The sequence below is a fragment of the Pseudomonas sp. 10C3 genome (genome assembly GCF_036346185.1).
In the GTDB taxonomy this organism is placed as follows: domain Bacteria; phylum Pseudomonadota; class Gammaproteobacteria; order Pseudomonadales; family Pseudomonadaceae; genus Aquipseudomonas.
On the sequence record NZ_JASJVE010000011.1, the window covers coordinates 1 to 18,935 of the forward strand.

Annotated in this window: 15 protein-coding genes; all 15 read right to left on the reverse strand. The window is 59.9% G+C overall.

Features of this window, described 5'->3' with window-relative positions; translation table 11 throughout:
* A partial coding sequence (gene tssD / locus QN399_RS12125; RefSeq protein WP_330200986.1) for a type VI secretion system tube protein TssD occupies positions 1–260 on the reverse strand: 260 nt, incomplete at its 3' end.
* Between the two features lie 182 nt (positions 261–442).
* Entirely contained in the window at positions 443–2,326 is a 1,884-nt protein-coding gene (locus QN399_RS12130) for a TonB-dependent receptor (RefSeq protein ID WP_330200987.1), read from the reverse strand.
* 70 nt (positions 2,327–2,396) lie between these two features.
* Positions 2,397–4,304, reverse strand: a complete 1,908-nt coding sequence (gene dxs, locus QN399_RS12135) for a 1-deoxy-D-xylulose-5-phosphate synthase (protein WP_322182258.1) — start codon at positions 4,302–4,304, stop codon at positions 2,397–2,399.
* 152 nt (positions 4,305–4,456) lie between these two features.
* A complete protein-coding gene (locus QN399_RS12140; protein WP_322182256.1) occupies positions 4,457–5,344 on the reverse strand; it encodes a farnesyl diphosphate synthase in 888 nt (295 codons plus the stop codon).
* Positions 5,341–5,583, reverse strand: a complete 243-nt coding sequence (locus tag QN399_RS12145) for an exodeoxyribonuclease VII small subunit (protein WP_322182254.1) — start codon at positions 5,581–5,583, stop codon at positions 5,341–5,343. Before QN399_RS12145 ends, QN399_RS12140 begins: the two co-directional genes overlap by 4 nt.
* A gap of 183 nt (positions 5,584–5,766) precedes the next feature.
* Positions 5,767–7,014 carry an SfnB family sulfur acquisition oxidoreductase gene (locus QN399_RS12150; RefSeq protein ID WP_322182252.1) on the reverse strand — a complete coding sequence of 416 codons (1,248 nt, stop codon included), beginning with the start codon at positions 7,012–7,014 and terminating at the stop codon, positions 5,767–5,769.
* Positions 7,015–7,025: 11 nt separating this feature from the next.
* Positions 7,026–7,628 carry an OmpW family outer membrane protein gene (locus tag QN399_RS12155; RefSeq protein WP_322182250.1) on the reverse strand — a complete coding sequence of 201 codons (603 nt, stop codon included), beginning with the start codon at positions 7,626–7,628 and terminating at the stop codon, positions 7,026–7,028.
* A 299-nt stretch (positions 7,629–7,927) separates the two neighbouring features.
* Positions 7,928–9,169, reverse strand: a complete 1,242-nt coding sequence (locus tag QN399_RS12160; protein WP_322182248.1) for an acyl-CoA dehydrogenase family protein — start codon at positions 9,167–9,169, stop codon at positions 7,928–7,930.
* Between the two features lie 31 nt (positions 9,170–9,200).
* Complete coding sequence (locus QN399_RS12165) at positions 9,201–10,628, reverse strand: LLM class flavin-dependent oxidoreductase (protein ID WP_322182246.1); 1,428 nt, start codon at positions 10,626–10,628, stop codon at positions 9,201–9,203.
* Positions 10,629–10,887: 259 nt separating this feature from the next.
* The gene (locus QN399_RS12170) at positions 10,888–12,060 is read right to left on the reverse strand and encodes an acyl-CoA dehydrogenase family protein (protein ID WP_330200988.1); all 1,173 of its coding nucleotides are present in this window, start codon (positions 12,058–12,060) and stop codon (positions 10,888–10,890) included.
* Between the two features lie 102 nt (positions 12,061–12,162).
* Positions 12,163–13,008, reverse strand: coding sequence for an amidohydrolase family protein (locus QN399_RS12175; protein ID WP_330200989.1), 846 nt, complete (start codon positions 13,006–13,008; stop codon positions 12,163–12,165).
* Positions 13,005–14,153 (reverse strand): FMNH2-dependent alkanesulfonate monooxygenase, encoded by a 1,149-nt coding sequence (gene ssuD, locus QN399_RS12180; protein ID WP_330200990.1) that lies wholly within the window; start codon positions 14,151–14,153, stop codon positions 13,005–13,007. The genes QN399_RS12175 and ssuD overlap by 4 nt, the downstream gene beginning before the upstream one ends.
* A 307-nt stretch (positions 14,154–14,460) precedes the next feature.
* Entirely contained in the window at positions 14,461–16,608 is a 2,148-nt protein-coding gene (locus tag QN399_RS12185) for an EAL domain-containing protein (RefSeq protein WP_330200991.1), read from the reverse strand.
* Positions 16,605–17,018: a response regulator gene (locus QN399_RS12190; protein WP_322182238.1), complete on the reverse strand. Its 414-nt coding sequence runs from the start codon at positions 17,016–17,018 to the stop codon at positions 16,605–16,607. Before QN399_RS12190 ends, QN399_RS12185 begins: the two co-directional genes overlap by 4 nt.
* Positions 17,003–18,751: a PAS domain-containing sensor histidine kinase gene (locus QN399_RS12195; protein WP_322218192.1), complete on the reverse strand. Its 1,749-nt coding sequence runs from the start codon at positions 18,749–18,751 to the stop codon at positions 17,003–17,005. Before QN399_RS12195 ends, QN399_RS12190 begins: the two co-directional genes overlap by 16 nt.
* Positions 18,752–18,935: the final 184 nt, after the last annotated feature.

Below are 18,935 nucleotides of genomic sequence, written 5' to 3' on the forward strand. Positions count from 1 at the left end.
CCGTTTATTTCTTCTCTGTTTGAGAGCGCTTGAGCGAGTAACGGTGACGATTTATCAACGTTTTTGGTGATGATGATGGGGTGGTGGGTTGGCCTGTTGATATTTCCAATATTGGCCATGGTGTGGTTGTAAGACAGCACCATTATTTCGTCGGTATGGTCTGACTGATATTTGTTGCCCATGGAATCCTGAGTTGAGCAGCCCGCTGAAATCAGCCCTTGAGTCTTGCCGGTCAGGGTCATGTAACCGTGGTTAGCCATACGCGTAAGTCCTTTCTTCGCTGGCTGGACAGTTTATTACCACGGGGGACAGGCAGGTTGTAGGACGCTTCCGAATATAGAGAAGGAGGAGGGAGCCACGGAACAACATCAGGCTTATGTTGGTTTTTGTTTCGTTGCGCCTCCAGACTTCCAGGGCAAGTCGGCTGGGCGCTGAGTGGTGGCTACAACTCCGGTGTCCAGGTCAAACTCAGCATCCAGGTGCGGCCTTCTTCGCGATAGCCGTAGTTGTTGCCTTCGAAGCTGTAGAGCGTTCGACTGTAACGTCTGTCCAGAGCGTTATCGAGTTTCAGTTCCAGTTTGACTTCATTACTCGCCGCCCAACTGCTGCGCAAGCCGAACAGGGCGTAACCGCCGATGGGCTGCAGGTTGTTCTCGTCGTTGTAGCTGTGGCTGAAGGCTTGCCATGTGGCGCCCAGGCCCAGCCGGTCGAATTGACGATCCACATCCAGGCTGAACGTGCGCCGGGCACGGCGGTTCAGGGTATAGCCAGTGTCACGGTCGCGTGGGTCGATAATCGCCAGCCCCAGGCTGCTTTGCCAGCCGAACAGCTCTTGGTGCAGCGCTGCTTCGAAGCCGTTGATTCGTGCCGAGGCAAGGTTTTGCGGGCGGTAGTTGGCGTCCAGCGCAATCGCGTCCTGCAAGTCGGTGCGATACAGCGATGCTTCCAGGCGGCTGGTCTCGGTCAGGCGGCTGCGCCATTGCAGTTCATAGCTTTTTGAATGCTCGGGCTTCAGGTTGGGGTTGCTGAAGTCGGGGTAGTACAGGTCGTTAAAGGTCGGCGCACGAAACCCTTCGCTGTACGAAAGCAGCACGTCGTTGTCGGGGTTAATCGGCACGGTCAGCGTGCCGCTCCAGGTGTTCTGTCCGCCGAACTGCTGGTTCTGATCATGACGGAGCCCGAGCTCCGTTGAAAAATGTTCGCTTTGATAACGATGCTGGATAAACGCGGCACGATTCCAGCGGCTGTCTTCATCGAATACCGTGCTGCTATTGACCCGATCTTCGTACCAATCGGTGCCCAGTATCAGGCTGTGCCGATCATTGAGCGTCAGGGTGTTCTGCCAGTTGGCCGAGTCCCTGTAGGTATTGAAGACGCTGCGGTCGTCGCTGAGCGTGTCGAGGGACGTGTCGCGGTTTTCGCTGTGGCCCAGCTCCAGGCGGGACTTCCAGTGCTCGCTGAGTCGCACGTCGAAATAGGTACTGACGCTGCTCAGGTCGAACTTGCTGTACGGCTGTTGCCCGACGCTGTTCTGCGTGGCGGGGTCATAGCGGCCGAAGCTGTTGTCGAACTCGGTCTTGCCGCGGTTATCCAGCAGGTTCAGGCCGATCTCGATATCGTCATCGAGCTGATGGCTGAGGTTCAGGCTCAGCGACTTGTTGCGATAGGCATCGTCATCGCCGTCGCTGGCGAAAGACTCCTGCGACCGGTTGATCCCGGCGGTTTCATCAAGGCTGACGCCAAGGTTGAAATGCGTCTGCTGATCGCCCCCGGACAGTCCCATGCTGCGCTGCCAGCTATTATTGCTGCCGTAGCCCATCTTTAACCGTGGCTTTAGTCCCTGCTCAGCGCCACGCCGGGTAAAGATCTGAATCACCCCGCCAATCGCGTCTGCGCCATAGATCACCGAGCGTGAGCCGCGCAGCACTTCCACCCGCTCGATCTGATCGACGCTGAGAAACTGCAGATTGCTGTCAGCCGAGGTGGCATTGGCGATGCGTTGTCCGTCGACCAGTACCAGGCTCTGCGCCGACTTGGTCCCGCGAATGAAAATCCCCGGGAGGCTGCCGCGACCGCCGCTCGGTGCGACTTGCACGCCGGGCACGCGGCTGAGCAGGTCGTTGACGCTGCCGGGTTGCAGGCGCTCGATGTCTTCACGGGTGAATACGCTGCTCGCGGCGCTGCTGGTACTGCGCTCTTCAACCTGGCGGTTGGCGCTGATCAGCATGTCCGGCAGTTTCAGCGCGGCATCGCGCTCAAGGGTATCGGCCAGCGCGTTCGTGGCGGGCAATAACGAAAGGGTCAGGGCAAGGCGGCGCAGAGTCATATAGGTCGCATAAGGCAAAACCGGCGCACGACCCGGGTTAATGAGTGTGCGCCGTTTCAGAGGGGCAGGCTTAGCGTGAAGCCTGTTCGATCAGGTGCAGACGCTGTTGGATCGATGCTTCGATACCCGGCGCATCCAGCCCGCATTCAGCCAGCATTTGCGCAGGCTTGGCGTGCTCGACGTAGCTGTCCGGCAAGCCCAGGTGCAGCACCGACTTGAGGATGTTTTCGCGGGCGAGAAACTCGCTGACCGCAGCGCCCGCGCCACCCATGATCGCGTTCTCTTCGATCGTTACCAGCAAGGTATGACTGGCCGCCATCTCTCGAACCAGCGCTTCATCCAGTGGTTTGACGAAACGCATGTCGACGACGGTGGCATCCAGCGTTTCGGCGACCTTGAGGGCTTCGGCCAGTTGCACGCCAAACACCAGTATCGCGACGTTCTGACCGATGCGACGCACCACGCCTTTGCCGATTTTCAGCGGTTCAAGGCTGCTGTCGATCAGCGCATTCGGGCCGGTGCCGCGTGGGTAACGCACCGCCGCCGGGCCTGAATGCAGGAAACCGGTGCTGAGCATTTTGCGCAGTTCATTCTCGTCGCTGGGGGTCATGACCAGCATGCCGGGAATGCAGCGCAGGTAAGACAGATCGAAGCTGCCAGCGTGGGTCGGACCGTCTTCACCCACCAGACCTGCGCGGTCGATGGCGAACAGCACGTCGAGGTTCTGCACGGCCACGTCATGGATCAACTGGTCGTAGCCGCGTTGCAGGAAGGTGGAGTAGATCGCCACCACCGGCTTGGCGCCTTCGCAGGCCATGCCCGCCGCCAGCGTGACCGCATGCTGCTCGGCGATGGCGACGTCGAAGTAGCGCGCCGGGTAGCGTTCGCTGAACTCGACCAGGTCCGAGCCTTCTTTCATGGCGGGCGTTATGCCGACCAGGCGTGGGTCGGCCTGGGCCATGTCGCACAGCCATTGGCCAAACACACCGGAATACTTCGGCCCGCTGGCTTTTTTCGGTGCAACGGCCGGGGCGTCCAGAGGCTCGAGCTTGGTAATCGCGTGGTAGCCAATCGGGTCCGCTTCCGCCGGGGCGAAACCTTTGCCTTTTTTGGTGACCACGTGCAGGAACTGTGGGCCTTTGAGGTCACGCATGTTGCGCAGCGTCGCGATCAGCGTCGGCAGGTCATGGCCGTCGATCGGGCCGATGTAGTTCCAGCCTAGCTCTTCGAACAAGGTGCCGGGGACCAGCATGCCTTTGGCATATTCTTCGGTACGACGGGCGATTTCCCACGCGCCAGGCAAGCGCGACAGCACTTTTTTGCTGCCTTCACGCATGCTTGCGTAAGTGCGGCTCGAGAGGATTTTCGCCAGGTAATTCGACAGCCCGCCGACGTTGCGCGAGATCGACATGTCGTTGTCGTTGAGGATCACCAGCATGTCGGCGGCCACTTCCGGCGCATGGTTCAGCGCCTCGAAGGCCATACCGGCTGTCAGGGCGCCGTCACCGATCACGGCGATGGACTTGCGCGAACTGCCTTGCAGGCGGGAAGCCAGGGCCATGCCCAGCGCTGCGCTGATGGACGTGCTGGAGTGGCCAACACCAAAGGTGTCGTACTCGCTCTCGCTGCGACGCGGGAAGGCTGCGATGCCGTCCTTCTGACGCAGGCTGCCCATCCGGTGCCGACGGCCCGTGAGAATTTTGTGTGGGTAGGCCTGATGGCCCACGTCCCAGACCAGGCGGTCGTCCGGGGTATCGAAGACGTAGTGCAGCGCGATAGTCAGCTCGATGACACCCAGGCCGGCACCAAAATGCCCGCCGGTCTGGCCGACGGTGTAGAGCAACTCCTGGCGCAGTTCATCAGCCAGGGTTTCCAACTCAGCCTCACCCAACCGACGCAAGCCGTCCGGCGTTGCCGCGCGGTCGAGCAGGGGCGTAGTGGGGCGCTCGCGGGGAATCTCTTTGAACGTCGTGGGCATCAGGCGAATCGTTATAAGTAAAAGAGGCGGCAGTTTACCTGATGCAGCGCAAGCTGCCCACGAAGCACGGCAGAGGATGATCAGACAGTGGCTTTAATTTCGTGGATTTTCAGATCTGACGGTTGTCTGTGAGCTTGTTGTTGCGGTGTATTTCAGCTACGGCGCTCAACGATATAGCGGGCAAGTTCGCGCAAGGGCTCCGCCGACGCGTCGAAAGGTCGCAGGGCCTGCAGCGCCTGATCACGTAGCTCCAGAGCGTAGCCTTTGGCAGCTTCCAGGCCCAACAGAGACGGATAGGTCGGTTTGTCGCGGGCAATATCGGCGCCCTGGCGTTTACCGAGGGTGGCGGTATCGCTTTCGACGTCGAGAATGTCGTCCTGCACCTGAAAGGCCAGACCAATGGCCTGTGCATAAATTTGCAGGGCTTTGAGGTCGGCTTTCTCGGCGCGGCCACTGGCCAGAGCGCCGAGCTTTACACTGGCTTCGATCAAGGCACCGGTTTTATGCCGGTGCATGAAGGCCAGGGCGGCCTGATCGAGCTTGAGGCCCACGGAGCCCAAATCAATGGCCTGACCACCGACCATGCCCGCCGGGCCTGCGGCCAGGGCCAGGGTGCTGACCATGTTCAAGCGGGTTTCGGTATCTTGCGGCGACAACGCGGAGTCGAGTAATGCGCTGAATGCCAGGCTTTGCAGACCGTCACCGGCAAGAATCGCGCAGGCTTCATCGAAGGCTTTATGGGTAGTGGGTTGGCCGCGACGCAGATCGTCGTCGTCCATCGCCGGTAAATCGTCATGCACCAGCGAGTAAGCGTGGATCAGTTCCACCGCGCAGGCCGCGCCGTTGGCAAGCTCCGGGTTGGCGCCCAAGGCTTCGCAGGCAGCATAAGCGAGCAGCGGCCGGACACGCTTGCCGCCGTTCATCACGCTGTAGCGCATGGCAGCATACAGTCGGGTCAGTTCGGGGCTTGGTGCCTGGAACAGGCCATCCAGCGCCGCATTGACGCGGGCCTGACTGCGGGCCTGATAGGTGGAAATCATTCTGGCTGATCCTCGTCGAAGGGCTCTTCAGTCAGTTCACCGTCGCGTTCGAGCAATACCTGCACCTTCTGCTCGGCCTGCGCCAAGGCGCCCTGGCAGTCGCGGGTCAGGCGGATACCTTGTTCGAAGGCGGTCAACGAATCCTCCAACGACAGCTCGCCGTTCTCCAGGCGCTCAACCAGCGTTTGCAGATCAGCGAGGGACTGTTCGAAATCCGGTGCAGCTTTCTTGCGGGCCATGGCGGCTATCTCGGTAGACGTTAAACCGGCGCGACACTAGCAGAGCAACGGCTTCGGGGCAAATCAAGGACGCTGCTCAGAGGCCATAACGCTACGCCAAAGGGACGCGCTTTGTCTGCTCGGGGAGGCCTTTTCGTGGGGGATACACCTCGCCAGTGCGACTGTGCCGACGAGGTGTAAGGCTTACAGCCAGGGATGACGCGGCGGCTTGATCTCGTTCAGGACATAGTTGCCGATGGCGTGGAATTTCCAGCGCACGGGGTCGTGCAGTGTATGGGTGCGTGCGTTTCGCCAGTGGCGGTCGAGGCCGTATTCCTCCAGCGTGGCGCGGGTGCCCGCCAGCTCAAATAACTTGTTGCTGGCCAGGATGGCGGCCTCGGTGGTGAGTATCTTGGCTTCTGCGGTGCGGATCGAGGCCACTGCGACGCTGTCTTCGCTCGGATCGAGCAAGGCATGGTCAATGGCGTCGGCAGCCAGATCAAGGACCGCTTCCGCGGCGCGCAGGCGCACCTGGATGTCGCCGATTTGTTGCAGGATATACGGGTCTTCAGTGGCCTTTTCCTGACCTGAATCGATCCAGGGGCGAGTGAAACTGCGCACATATTTCAGGGTGTCTTCCAGCGCGCTACGGGCCAGACCGGCGTCGATGGCGGCCTGGAGAAACTGGGAGATCGGCCCGGCAGCGGTAGGGTTGGCAAATGCGCGCCAGATCGGGATCACATGACTGGCCGGTACGCGGACCTTGTCGATCAACACCGTCCCGCTTGCGGTGGTCCGCAGGCCGAAGCTGGACCAGTCGTTGACCACCTTGAGCCCCGAGGTATCGCGCGGGACGATGGCCAGATGCGGCAAACCCTCATCATTGACCGCGACGATAGGAATCCAGTGCGCCAGTAAGGCCCCGGTGGAGAAAAACTTCTGCCCTTCGACGATGAAGTCGTCGCCCTCTGCGCTGATTTTGGTCTGGAACTCTGCAACGTTGCGCCCGCCACGTTCGGAGAAGGCGTTGCCGAAACGAGTACCGGACAGCGCGAGGTCGAAGAAGAAGCGCTTCTGCTCCTCAGTACCGTCCAGCGCGATGTGGACGAGAATGACGAAATGGTTCTGTGGCAATTGGCCTAGCGAGGCGTCGGCGGCCGCGATCAATTTGAAGACTTTGGCCACGGTACGGTAACTGGCCCCTAAACCGCCGAACTGTTTGGGCACGACGATGCTCCACAGGCCGCTTTGCGAATAAGCGTCCAGCTCGGCGAATGGCAGTCGGCGTTCGCGGTCGCGCTGGATGGTTTCCTGAGCGAACTGGCTGGCTAGGCGCTTGGCGGCATTGATGGCCTGGGCCTCGCTTTCCAGGCGAGTGGCGGGTGTTTTGGATTGGATCTGCAGGTACGGATCGCTCGGGCTGGCAGTATCGACTTTAGGTAATGAGCTCATGATGATTTCCTTTAGAAGCGGTAGCCGAGGTTAAGGCTGTAGATGGTGGGGTCGACGTCGACACTGCCGACCTTGGTGCCAGCGATTTTTACGTCGCTGTTGATCTTCGCGTAGCGCACGTCAGCGCCCAGACTCCAGTGCTCGTCGATGGCCACATCCACACCGGCCTGAAAGGCCGCACCCCATGAGTCGGAGAGTTCAAGTTTGGCGCCGTTGTCCAGATGCTCGTCGAAGAAGTAGGTGTAATTGATGCCTACGCCTACGAAGGGCTGTACTTTGGCGCCGGGCAAGAAGTGGTACTGCAGCGAAACAATCGGCGGCAAGTGGCGGGTGCTGCCAACCTTCTCTCCGTTGAGCTTGATGTCGTGTTTGAACGGCAGGCCGCCCAGTACATCGATGGCCCAGTTAGGGGTGATGAAGTAGGCGATGTTGAAGGTGGGACCGATAGAACTATTGATGTCTATGGTCCCGGGCGTGATGTTGCCGGGGTCGGAGGTAGGCACGATGTCGCTGATACCTACGCGCACTTGCCACGGGCTTTCTGCGTAGACCAGTGGCGCCGCGACACATAGCAGGGCCCCGAGGGTTGTACGTTTTAGCCAGCGATACTGCATAAAGCACTTCCTTGATTCCAGGTGTAACGGACAGCGTTTTAAACGCCGATAGGGTTTGCTCCACCACGTCCGTACATCCGGTATGCAGGGCAGCACAAGACCTTCTGCAGGCTTTATGCCAGATATTAAGTTATTGTTTTTAAACGATTTTATTTCTATATGATTGCGCGAAAGTGTCTGTCGAGTGACAGTGCTGATGAAGTTCTGTTGCTGGCCAGACAGTCGTTTTCTGCTGCGCGGAATAGACAAAGGCCAGCGCAAGCGCTGGCCTTTGTAGTCAGTGGGCGATACCCGGTTTATCAGGCAGTCTGTTTGCTGCCCCCTCCGATCTGCCAGACATAAGGCGGCTCGGTGCCGTTGATCTCCCAGTCGCCGATGATGCGCTCCTTGTAGATCAGCGGATTGTGCGACGCCGTTGTGCGGGCATTGCGCCAGTGCCGGTCGAGTTGCTTGGTGGTGCTGGTGGCCGATGCGCCCAGTGCATTGAACAGGTCGCTGGTGGCGCGCAGCACCAGCTCGGCGATCGCCACCTGCGCCTGGGCAGACTCCAGCTCTGCGGCGATGTTGGCATCGCGTTCCGCTTGCTCGTCCTTGCCATAGCGGGTGACGTAGGCCCGCTGCGAGGCGTGCGCGGCCCGGATTGCAGCTGCTTCGGCGGCGTAGACCTGGGCCGACGCCTTGCCCACGACTTGTTGGACCTGAGCATCTGCGCTGGCGGACGACGCGTTGCCCGTGCTGAAGATGCGCGTACGCGTGCGCACTTCCTCGGCGATGTCGCGCACGGCAGCGCGACCGGAACCCACCAGCACGGCCAGCAGCGTCAGTTGATAGAAGGCTGTCTGGTATTTGAAGCGGGTGGAGAAGTCGATGATGTTCTCTTCTTCGACCACGGCGTTCTCGAATACCGACGTTCCGCTGCCGGTGGTGCGCTGACCGAAGCCGTCCCAGTCGTCGCTCTGACGGACGCCCGGTTGCTGGACCCTGACAGCAGCGATCACATCGGCACCGTTGTCATCGCGCTGGGCATACAGGTCGATCCAGTCGGCGAAGAGACTGCCGGTGCTGTAGTACTTGGTGCCATTCACGACCCACTGCTCGCCCTGACGGCTGACGCGGGTGATGACCTGGCCGATCCTCACGCCGCCCACCTCGGTCCAGGCGTTGCCGACCAGTTCACCGGCGACGAAGCGTTTGAACCAGACGTCCTGGGCGCTTGTGGCGTGGGCGTTAAGACGGTCCTCGACAAAGGCCAGGTGACCACGCAGCGCCTGCGGCAGATTGGAGTCGGCCTCGGCCAGCTCGATCAGCAACTGGACCAGTTGTGGCAGCGAGGCACCGGCTCCGCCGTGTTCAACCGGGATGCGCACAGCGCCGAAACCGGCCTCTTTCAGCCATTTTATCTGCTCGAAGGGCAGCACTCGGTTGCGTTCACGCTCCACCGCGCCTTCGGCAATACGCGCGAAAATCGGCCTGAAGCGCGCAGCGAGCTGCTCGTAATCGGTACCAAGCGACAGCGGGTTTAACGGTTGATGGCTAGACATTGATTGAACGCCTCTTGGACGATACTGCGCGTCAGGTCAGGTTGGAAAACTTGGACGGTTTGGTCTGGTCGGTGGCGTTTGCCCCGTTCTTGAACGCACCTCGATACTGAGCGGCAGGGTGGTCGGCCGCGGCGTACGCCGAGTCGCTGTCGAGCAGGTTTTCTCGCAAGGTGCTGCCCTCATACGAGGTGCGCACACGCCCCCGGCGTTGCAATTCGGGGACGATGTACTCGACGAAGTCCACAAACGATCCGGGTGTGATGGCATAGGCCAGGTTGAAACCGTCGATACCGCCGACATCCACCCAACGTTCCAGTTCATCGGCCACGGTTTTCGGGCCACCCACCAGTACGGGGCCAAGGCCGCCAATGCTGCGGTGCTTGATGATGTCGCGCGGTGTCCATTTACGGTGTGGGTCGGCAGTGGCGAGCAGTTCCAGTACCGAGCGAATGCTGTCGTTGTCGATGGCTTCCAGCGGTTGATCCGGGTCGTACTCGGAGAAGTCGATGCCGGTCCAGCCGCCGTAGAACGACAACATACCTTCGCCATTGCTGTAGCCCAGGTATTCCTGGTATTTGGCTTGCGCAGCCTCATCGCTTTCGGCAGTGATCACCGTAAGCAGCGTGAATATTTTCAGCGAATCGCGTGTCCGGCCTGCCTCTACGGCGCGGTTGCGGATGTCATCGGAGACCTCCCGCGCCTGTTCTGGAGTGGCCGGGCTGATGAACACGCCTTCGGCATGCTTGGCGGCAAAGGCGCGACCACGGGTGGAAGCGCCGGCCTGGAAAATTACCGGGGTGCGTTGCGGCGACGGCTCGGACAGGTGGATGCCGGGCACGTCGAAATACTTGCCTTTGTGGCCGATGGGGTGAACCTTGCTCGGGTCGGTGAAGATGCCTTTCTCACGGTCGCGCAGCACCGCGTCTTCATCCCAGGAACCCTCCCACAGTTTGTAGGTGACATCCAGAAACTCGTCGGCGATGTCATAGCGTTCGTCGTGGGAGATCTGCTGCTTGAGGCCGAGATTGACCGCCGCGCTGTTCAAGTAGGAGGTCACGACGTTCCAGGCCACGCGGCCTTTGGTCAGGTGGTCAAGGGTGGAGAACTTGCGCGCAAGGGCATACGGCTGCTCGTAGGTCAGCGCGGAGGTCACACCGAAACCCAAGTGTTTGGTCACGGTGGCCATGGCCGGTACCTGAAAGAACGGGTCGTTCACTGGCACTTGATCGGCATCAATCAGCGAGGTTTCCACCGAGCCCCGATAAACGTCATAGACACCCACGACATCGGCGATGAATAGCGAGTCGAAATAACCACGCTCAAGCAACTTCGCCAGGTCGACCCAGTAGTCGAGGTCCTTGTATTTCCACGCTTGGCTTTCTGGGTGACGCCAAGTGCCAGCGGCCTGGTGGCTAACGCACGTCATGTCGAATGCATTGAGAATAATGCGAGATGCCATAGTCGGTTAACTCCTTACTCGATAGGTTCATTAAGCGCACGCGGCACATGAATGATTGTTTATGTCGAGATTGCACAGTCCGTGCCGAGTCAGGAAAGCCAGGTAATACAAGGGGGCTGGTTGTTTTTAGGGGGGGTGTAAGTGTTGGCCGGGCAACACTTTGCTGTTTGATTGGGCAATAGCCAACAGTACGGTTCGGTGCTCGGAAAGGCCGGGCAGCAAGCCCGGCCCGGCAATCAATTTCCTGCGAGGTTAGGGCTCAGGAATAAAAACTGGGAGTAGGCGGTGTCTGCTTCAACGCCCACTCGCCGAGTTCGCGGATGCGATAGTCCACAGGGTCGTGCAGGGTCTGAGTGCGCAGGTTGCGCCAGTAGCGATCGAAGCGCCGCGACGCGTTGGTCGCGCGTGCGCCGGTGACTTCGAACAAACGGTTGCACACGTCCAGGCCGATTCTCGTGGCGTAGACTTTGGCGCTGCCGATGGCGAGGGCCAGTTGCGCGCGTTCCTCGGCTTCCAGGTCCTCGGCTTTATTCCAGGCGTGGTCGAACCGTGTATTGGCCCGTTCGGCCAGTGCGCGAACGGCCTCCAGCCCCGCCCAGAATTCCCCGTAGTGGGCCAGCACGTACGGATCGTCAACGGCTTTACTGACATCGGCCTTGAACCAGGGGCGCGCCTCATTAACCGTATAGTCGCGAGCCTGTTCGAAGGCGCCTTCGGCGATCCCCAGGAACAGGTTGACGAAGGTCAGTTGCGCGAGCAATGGCCTCAGGCTGGAAAAGTGCGTACTCAACGGACCCGGGTCGAGGAGCAGTTCGTTCTCCTCGACCCGCACGCGTTCAAAGCTGGCGCTGCCGCTGTCGGTCTGGCGTTGGCCCATGTTGTTCCAGTCGCCATGCAGCGTGATGCCAATACGGTCGGTGGGAATGGCCGCAATCAGCAACTTGCCACTGGCGCTTTCATCCAGCGCCGAGGCGATCAGCATGTCGGAGTCGCTGGAGCCGGAACAGAAACTCTTGGTGCCGGAGAACTCGCGCCAGCCGTCGAAACGGGTCGCTATCGTGCGGGTGTCCAGAGGATTGAGGGCGTTGCCCCAGAACCAGTTCTTGCGGGCGGTTTGTTCCAGCAAGGGTTGCCATTGATCTGGCCTGGCGAACAGACGCACGGTGGCCAGCATCAAATGCTGGAAGCCGAAGACGTGGGCGATGGAGCTGTCGACTTTGGCGAACTCGCGAACGATATTCAGGGCTTCGCTCCAGCTGGCACCCATGCCGCCGAACTCGCGGGGAATACTGAGGGCAAGCAAGCCGCTATCTCGCAGGGCGTCGCGCTCGGCCTTGGGGGTGCCGCCGCGTTCGTCACGCTCGGCAGCGGTCGTGGCAAATCCGGCCGCCAGACGACGGGCGATCTGCAAGGGATCGTTTGGGGTGGTCACAGGTGACTCCTTGATTGGCTAGGGCGCAGGCCGTCACCGAGGTTCATGCGCCGGGCAGCCCCCCTATAGACAGGTGCTTGCCCGACGTTCATCCAGACGGCGTTACAGTCCGAACAGCCTTGCGGCGTTGCCATAAAGCAGCTTGTCGAGTGCTGATTCGTTGAAGCCGAGGGCCTGGGCGTCGTCGATGGACTGGCGAATCGGCCTGAACGGGTAGGACGAGCCAAACAGCAACTGGTCGGCAAGAAAACCGTTAGACGCCTGGACATAGGCTTCGCTACCGGGCTGGAACAGATACATGTCCGGCACCAGATAAATGTTCGGGTAGCGGAAGGCGACGCCGATGGCCTGCTGCACGTTCGGCCAGTAGCCGTGGTAGCAGACGATGGGCAGTTGCGGGAACGCCTGGGCGACTTTTGCCAGGTGCCCAGGGTTGTTGAATGCCGGGTCGGGGGTGGTCGGGCCGCTCATCAGGAACAGGGGGATGCAGCGCTGTTCCAGGTGTTCGTAGATCGGCCAATACAGCGCATCGTCCGGATGACGAGCAGGCGCCCCGAAGCCCGGCTCCAGGTCGATGCCAACCAGTCCGAGCAGGTTGATCGCACGGTCGATTTCGGTAATAGCACCGTCGATGCCTTGCAGCGCCGGGTCGATACTGCCGATGCCGAGCAGTTCGTCATGGCCCTGAACGATGCCGTGGATCAGATCGTTGGGCAGATGCTGGCTAGGGGTGTGACGGCCGACCACCACCGCCTTGCTTAGTCCGGCATCGCGTACTTCGTCGAGGAAACCCTCGGGCGTCAGCGAGCGGGCGAAGTGCTCATCATTGCCGCGAGTACCCACTCGACGATTGAGCCAACGTGCGGTGGCGTATTCCGGGGAGCCGGGTGTGGCGCCGAAGAAGTCATGGAGGTACGCCGGCCGGCAGCGCATATCGATGACTTTCATGCGGCGGCCTCATCTGTTGCTGGTTTCTTGCCGGCGCGAACGTCGAACGCTCCCCCGGTCAAGACCTGATCGCTCACGGTGACCGGCTGCTTGCCCGGCAGCAACGGGAACACCAGTTCAGCGAAGCGGAAGGCTTCTTCCAGATGGGGGTAGCCAGACAGGACAAAGCGGTCGACGCCAAGGGCAGCGTATTCCAGCAGGCGTGCGGCGACGGTCTGTGGATCACCGACCAGCGCGGTACCCGCACCACCTCGGACCAAGCCAACACCGGCCCAAAGGTTAGGCGACACTTCCAGCTTGTCGCGTTGCCCGCCATGCAGGGCGGCCATGCGCCGTTGGCCTTCGGAGTCCATCTTCGCGTAGTTCTGTTGCGCGTCAGCGATGGTGTCGTCGTCGAGGTGGCTGATCAGTTCCTCGGCGGCGGCCCAGGCTTGCTCGTTGGTTTCGCGCACAATCACATGCAGGCGCACGCCAAAGTGCACCGTACGGCCGTGTTTTTTGGCGCGGGCGCGCACGTCGGCGATTTTCTCGGCCACGGCGGCAGGCGGCTCGCCCCACGTCAGGTAGGCGTCGACATGCTTGGCTGCCAGTTCATGGGCGGCCGGTGAAGAACCGCCGAAATACAGCGGCGGATGAGGGCGCTGGACCGGTGGGAAGAAGTTTTGCGCGCCTTCTACCCGCACATGCTTGCCAGCGAAATCCACGGTTTCGCCGCTGAGTAGTTGGCGCCATACGGTGAGGAATTCATCGGCGGCTTCGTAGCGCTGATCGTGATCGAGGAAAATGCCATCGGCGGCTAATTCAGTGGCATCACCACCGGGCACCACGTTGAGCAGCAGGCGTCCGTGGCACGCCTGGTCCAGGGTCGCAGCCTGGCGCGCAGACGCAGTGGGGTTGCCGAGCGAGGTGCGCAGCGCCACCAGCAGTTTGATGCGCTGGGTTACGGGCACCAGGCTGGCGGCGGTGATCCACGGGTCGAGGCAGCTGCTGCCTGTCGGGATCAACAGACCGTCATAGCCAAGGTTCTCGGCGGCCACAGCGATCTGCCGCATGTATTCGTTGGTGGCCGGGCGACCGCTGTCGGACTTGCCCAAATACCGGGTGTCGCCGGAGGTGGGCAGAAACCAGAAAATATCGAGACTCATGAACACAATCCTCGTTGCAGGGGTGGACGTCACTGGCCTCGAGCAAGGTGAGGAGCGACGGGGCGTGCAACGCAGGGCAAGTACGGCTTTGTAATCGGGGCTTGCTTGGGCAAGTCTGTGAGAAACACGTCGACAGCCAAGAAAGAGCAAAAGGTGTACCAGAAGAACAACCTCCTGATTTATATAGGATTAGGTGTTTTTTTAGGCGGAGCGGACTGTTGCTGCGGGGGCAAAGTGTTTTATGGCTGTTTGCGTGGCAACAGTTTGGACTTCGGTTGTTTGATGGGGATCGGCGGTAACGCTGAATTTACAGCGGCTGGCGCACTTTGGATGGGGCCTGCAATGTCAGGCGTTTATCCTCGCGCAGTAACTGATCGATGGCATGCAGTCCCAGCGGACGACTGAACAGGTAGCCTTGAATCTGATCGCAGTGGTTGCGTAGCAGGAAGTCCATTTGCTCGACGGTTTCCACGCCTTCGGCAATCACATCCAGTTTCAGGCTATGCGCCAGGTGGATGATGGCCAGGACGATGGCGGCGTCTTCCGAGTTGACGGTAACTTCACGAATAAAGGAGATATCGATTTTCAGCGTATCGATTTGAAACCGGCGCAGGTAGGACAGGCTCGAATAGCCGGTGCCGAAGTCATCGATGGACACCTTGATGCCCAGGCCGCGCAATTTTTGCAGGCTGACGATGGTGCGCTCGGTATTGATCATGAGTGAGCTTTCGGTCAGTTCCAGTTCCAGTAAATCGGCTGCAACATGGTTGTCCGTGAGGGCGCGGATGATATCGGTCCACAACTCGCCCTCATTGAATTGGCGGGCCGAAACGTTTACTGACACTTGAACCGGGCCGATGCCCGAGCGTTGCCACTGGGCGATCTGCTGACAGGCAGTGGCAATTATCCATTTGCCGACCTGGATGATCATCCCGGTCTCTTCCAGGGCCGGAATAAAGGCATTGGGTGAAATCAAACCATGACCGGGACGTTCCCAGCGCAACAAGGCTTCCAGGCCGCAGACGCGCCCGTCGCTCAGGCGCACTTTGGGCTGATAGTGCAGGACGAACTCTTCATTCTCCACGGCTTTGCGCAGGGCTGTTTCCAGATCAAGGCGGGCCAATACCTCAGTGTTCATTTCGGCGGTAAAGAATCGATAGCTGTCGCGACCGGCTTGCTTGGCCCGATACATGGCGGTGTCGGCGAATTTGATCAAGGTATCAGGAGCGGCGTCATCGTCGGGGTAGAGGGCAATCCCGATGCTTGCGGTCACCGAGACTTCATGGCCCTTTAGATGGAAGGGTACACGCAGTTCCTCGCGGACTTTTTTGACCATTGAGGTCGCGCCTTTCTGGCCGTCCTGCGTCATCAGGATGAGCGCAAACTCATCGCCGCCCAGCCGTCCGACGGTGTCCCTGATGTTCACGCATTGCACCAGACGATTACTGAGCTGGCGTAACAGTTCGTCGCCGATGGCGTGCCCGAAGGTTTCATTGACGTTCTTGAAGTGGTCCAGATCAATGAACAGGACCGCCACTTGCCATCCATTGTCTGCGGCTTGAGCGAGGGTGATTTGCAGGGTGGCATAAAACTGGGTGCGGTTGGGCAGGCCGGTGAGGGCATCGTAATGGGCCATATGCAGCAGGCGCTTATCGGCCTCTTTGCGCTCGGTGATGTCGCGCACGACCCCGACGATGATCCATTCCTCTCCCGAGCGATAAGCCTGACGGCGAATCTCGACCTGCACGTGCGAGCCGTTCTTGCACCGCAATTGGGTTTCGGTCAATTCATTGGCATTTTGGCCGGTGATAATATCGTCAAACAGCACCTGCAAATCCGCCGTGGAAGAGCCGTCCAGTTCACCGGGGCACATCTGCAACAGTTCTTCGCGGCTATACCCGAGCATGTCACAGGCGCTCGCATTGAATTCGACGAAGCGCAAGGTGCTGCGATGGATAAGTGTGATCGCGTCCGCAGTGACGTCCATCGCCGCGCGAAACTGCTGCAGATCTGCAGAGCGTTGCTGTACCTGATCCTCCAGTTTTGCGCTGTGTTTGCGAAGCAAGTCGCCAAACGTTTTGAGTCGCAGCAAATTTCTCACACGCAGCCACAGTTCGGCCCGGTCCACCGGCTTGCTCAGGAACTCTTCGACGCCGGCTTCCAGAGCAGCCAGGCGCGAGCTGCGGTCGCTCAACGCGGTTAGCATGATGATTGGAATACTTGAGGTCTCGGCGTTTGCCTTGAGATGGCTGGCGACCTGACAGCCATCCATCCCAGGCATCATGACGTCGAGCAGAATCAGGTCTGGCTGGGCGTACTTGATCGTTGCCAACGCCTGTTCGCCACTCACTGCGGTGCGGGTCCGATAGCCCTCGTGCTGCAATAGCAATTCCAGCAGCTTGCGTACCTGGGGGTCGTCATCGACGATCAATACGGTTGCAGATGAACTGATCATGGGTTTGGCTCGGGCGGAGTCATGTGAGGGGCGCTCGGCCCTGCGCGGTTGGTCAACAACGTGTCGATCGCAGCGTACAGTTCCCGGTAGCGCAGAGGCTTGGCGATGTAACCGTCGCAGCCGGCGATCTGACTCTTTTCCTTATCCTCCTTCATGGCCATCGCCGTCAGCGCTATGACGGGAATATTGGCCGTGGCAGAGTCCTGCTTGAGCAAGGCGGTAGCGGCAAGCCCGTCCATCCCGGGCAACTGAATGTCCATCAGGATCAAGTCCGGTTGTTGCTCGCGCGCGAGTGTCAGGCCGGTTTCCGCGTCCACCGCACACAACACGGTATGGCCCGCATTGCTGAGCAGCAGCCGGGCCAGCTTCATGTTGGCTGCATTGTCTTCAACGATCAGTACATGGGCCATGGCGTTGTCGCTCTTGTTACCTGCGGTCGCGGGGTTTGTCCTGAATCACGTAATGGCAGCCAGACCACAAAGCGTGCGCCGGCCCCAACCAGACTGGCAACGGCCACGCTGCCGCCGTGTAATTGGGCGAGTTGCTTGACCATCGCCAGCCCCAGTCCCGTGCCCTCGAATTTTCGTGCCAGGCTGCTGTCGATCTGGCTGAACGCCTGGAACAGCTTGGCCATGTCCTCTTGGGAAATACCGATGCCTGTATCGCTCACACAGAGTTCAAGGAATTGCTTATGTTCGCTGTCGGCGAGGGGGAAGCCGTACACCGGCCACTCGCCAGCCAGTGTTCCCACCACATCGCGATCAACCCGACGGGCCGAGAGGATGACACGGCCACCGCTCGCACTGAACTTGACCGCGTTGGCCAGCAAGTTGTAGACAATTTGCTTGGTCTTGCGCGGGTCCAGCACGAGTACGCCGAAGTCTTCAGCGGTGTCCAGCTCAAGACGGATGCGCTGGGCCGCCGCCTTTTCCCTGACGATTGACAAGCTATTGCCCAGCAAACTCTGCAGGTCAACCGCTTCCAGTTCCAGGGCCATCATCCCGGCTTCAACCTTGGACAGGTCGAGGATGTCATTGATCAGAGACAGCAAATGCTGGCCGCTGGTGAAAATATCACCGACATATTCGAACTGAGTCGCGCTCATCTCACCCGCCAGACCATCCTTGAGCGCCTCGGAAAAACCGATGATGGCGTTCAGGGGTGTGCGTAATTCGTGCGACATGGTGGCCAGAAATTCCGACTTCATGCGGTTGGCATGTTCCAGCTCGATATTCTTTTCCTCCAAGGTGCGCTCGAAGCGTTTGCGCTCGGTCACGTCACGGGCTGCGGCGAAAACCCCCTGTAGCTTGCGGTCGCGGTCATGAAACGTGGCGGCGTTGTAAGACACCACCGTCTCCGTGCCGTTATGCGCGCGCACCGTCAGCTCATAGTCGCTGACCTTGTGCTCACTGAGTACGCGTTTGATGGCTGCATCCGCGCGCACCGGATCGGTAAAGAATTTTTTGCAGGGTGCGCCGATCAGCTCATCACGGGTACGACCGGTGAGGGCCATCATTTGTTGGTTGACGTCGGAGATGATCCCTTGGGGATCGGTCATCATCAACGCATCGATATTGGATTCGATCAGGGAGCGCGTGTAGAACTGCTGATCGCGCAAGCGCTGATCGAGCAATGCCTGGGCGGCTTCCTCCTGCTTGCGTGCTGTGTTGTCAGTGCCGATCAACAGATAACCGATGATGTCGTCCTGGGCATCGCGCAGAGCAGTCACCGAGACAATGGCCGAGAAACGACTGCCGTCCTTACGGATGTAGGTCAGCTCGTAGATGTCCTCGATGCCCCGCGATGCTTTGAATACAAGGGCCTCGAAGCCAGGAGTGATAGGTGTGTCCAATTCCAGGCTGAGCGTGGCAGCGCGCGCGATCAACTCTGCAGGGTCAGAGATATCGGCCGGCGTGATCAGGTTGACGACATCCTGGGCCTCATAGCCGAGCATGCGCTCCGCGCCGACGTTGAAAATCTGGATCACACCCTTTTCGTCAGTGGCAATACTGGAGAAATAGGCGCTATTAAAGATAGCGTCCTGCAAGGCGCCAGTCTTGAGCAACGTCTCCTGCCGACGGGACTCGACTATACCTTCGGCGCGTAACAGTCGTGCACCATCGCCTGAACTGCACTCGTCCATTGGATTCTTTCCGTAAACAATCACACCAGCGAACCGAAAAGGCAGCGCCGCAGAGCATGCTCACAGATTGCCGCTAGAAATGCTGGCGAGGAGGAGATGAAGTCCGCTGACGATAACAGATGCAGGAGATTGGTAGCACTTATTCGGATAGGTGTTGCGTTTTTTGCCACTCATAAGCGGGTGG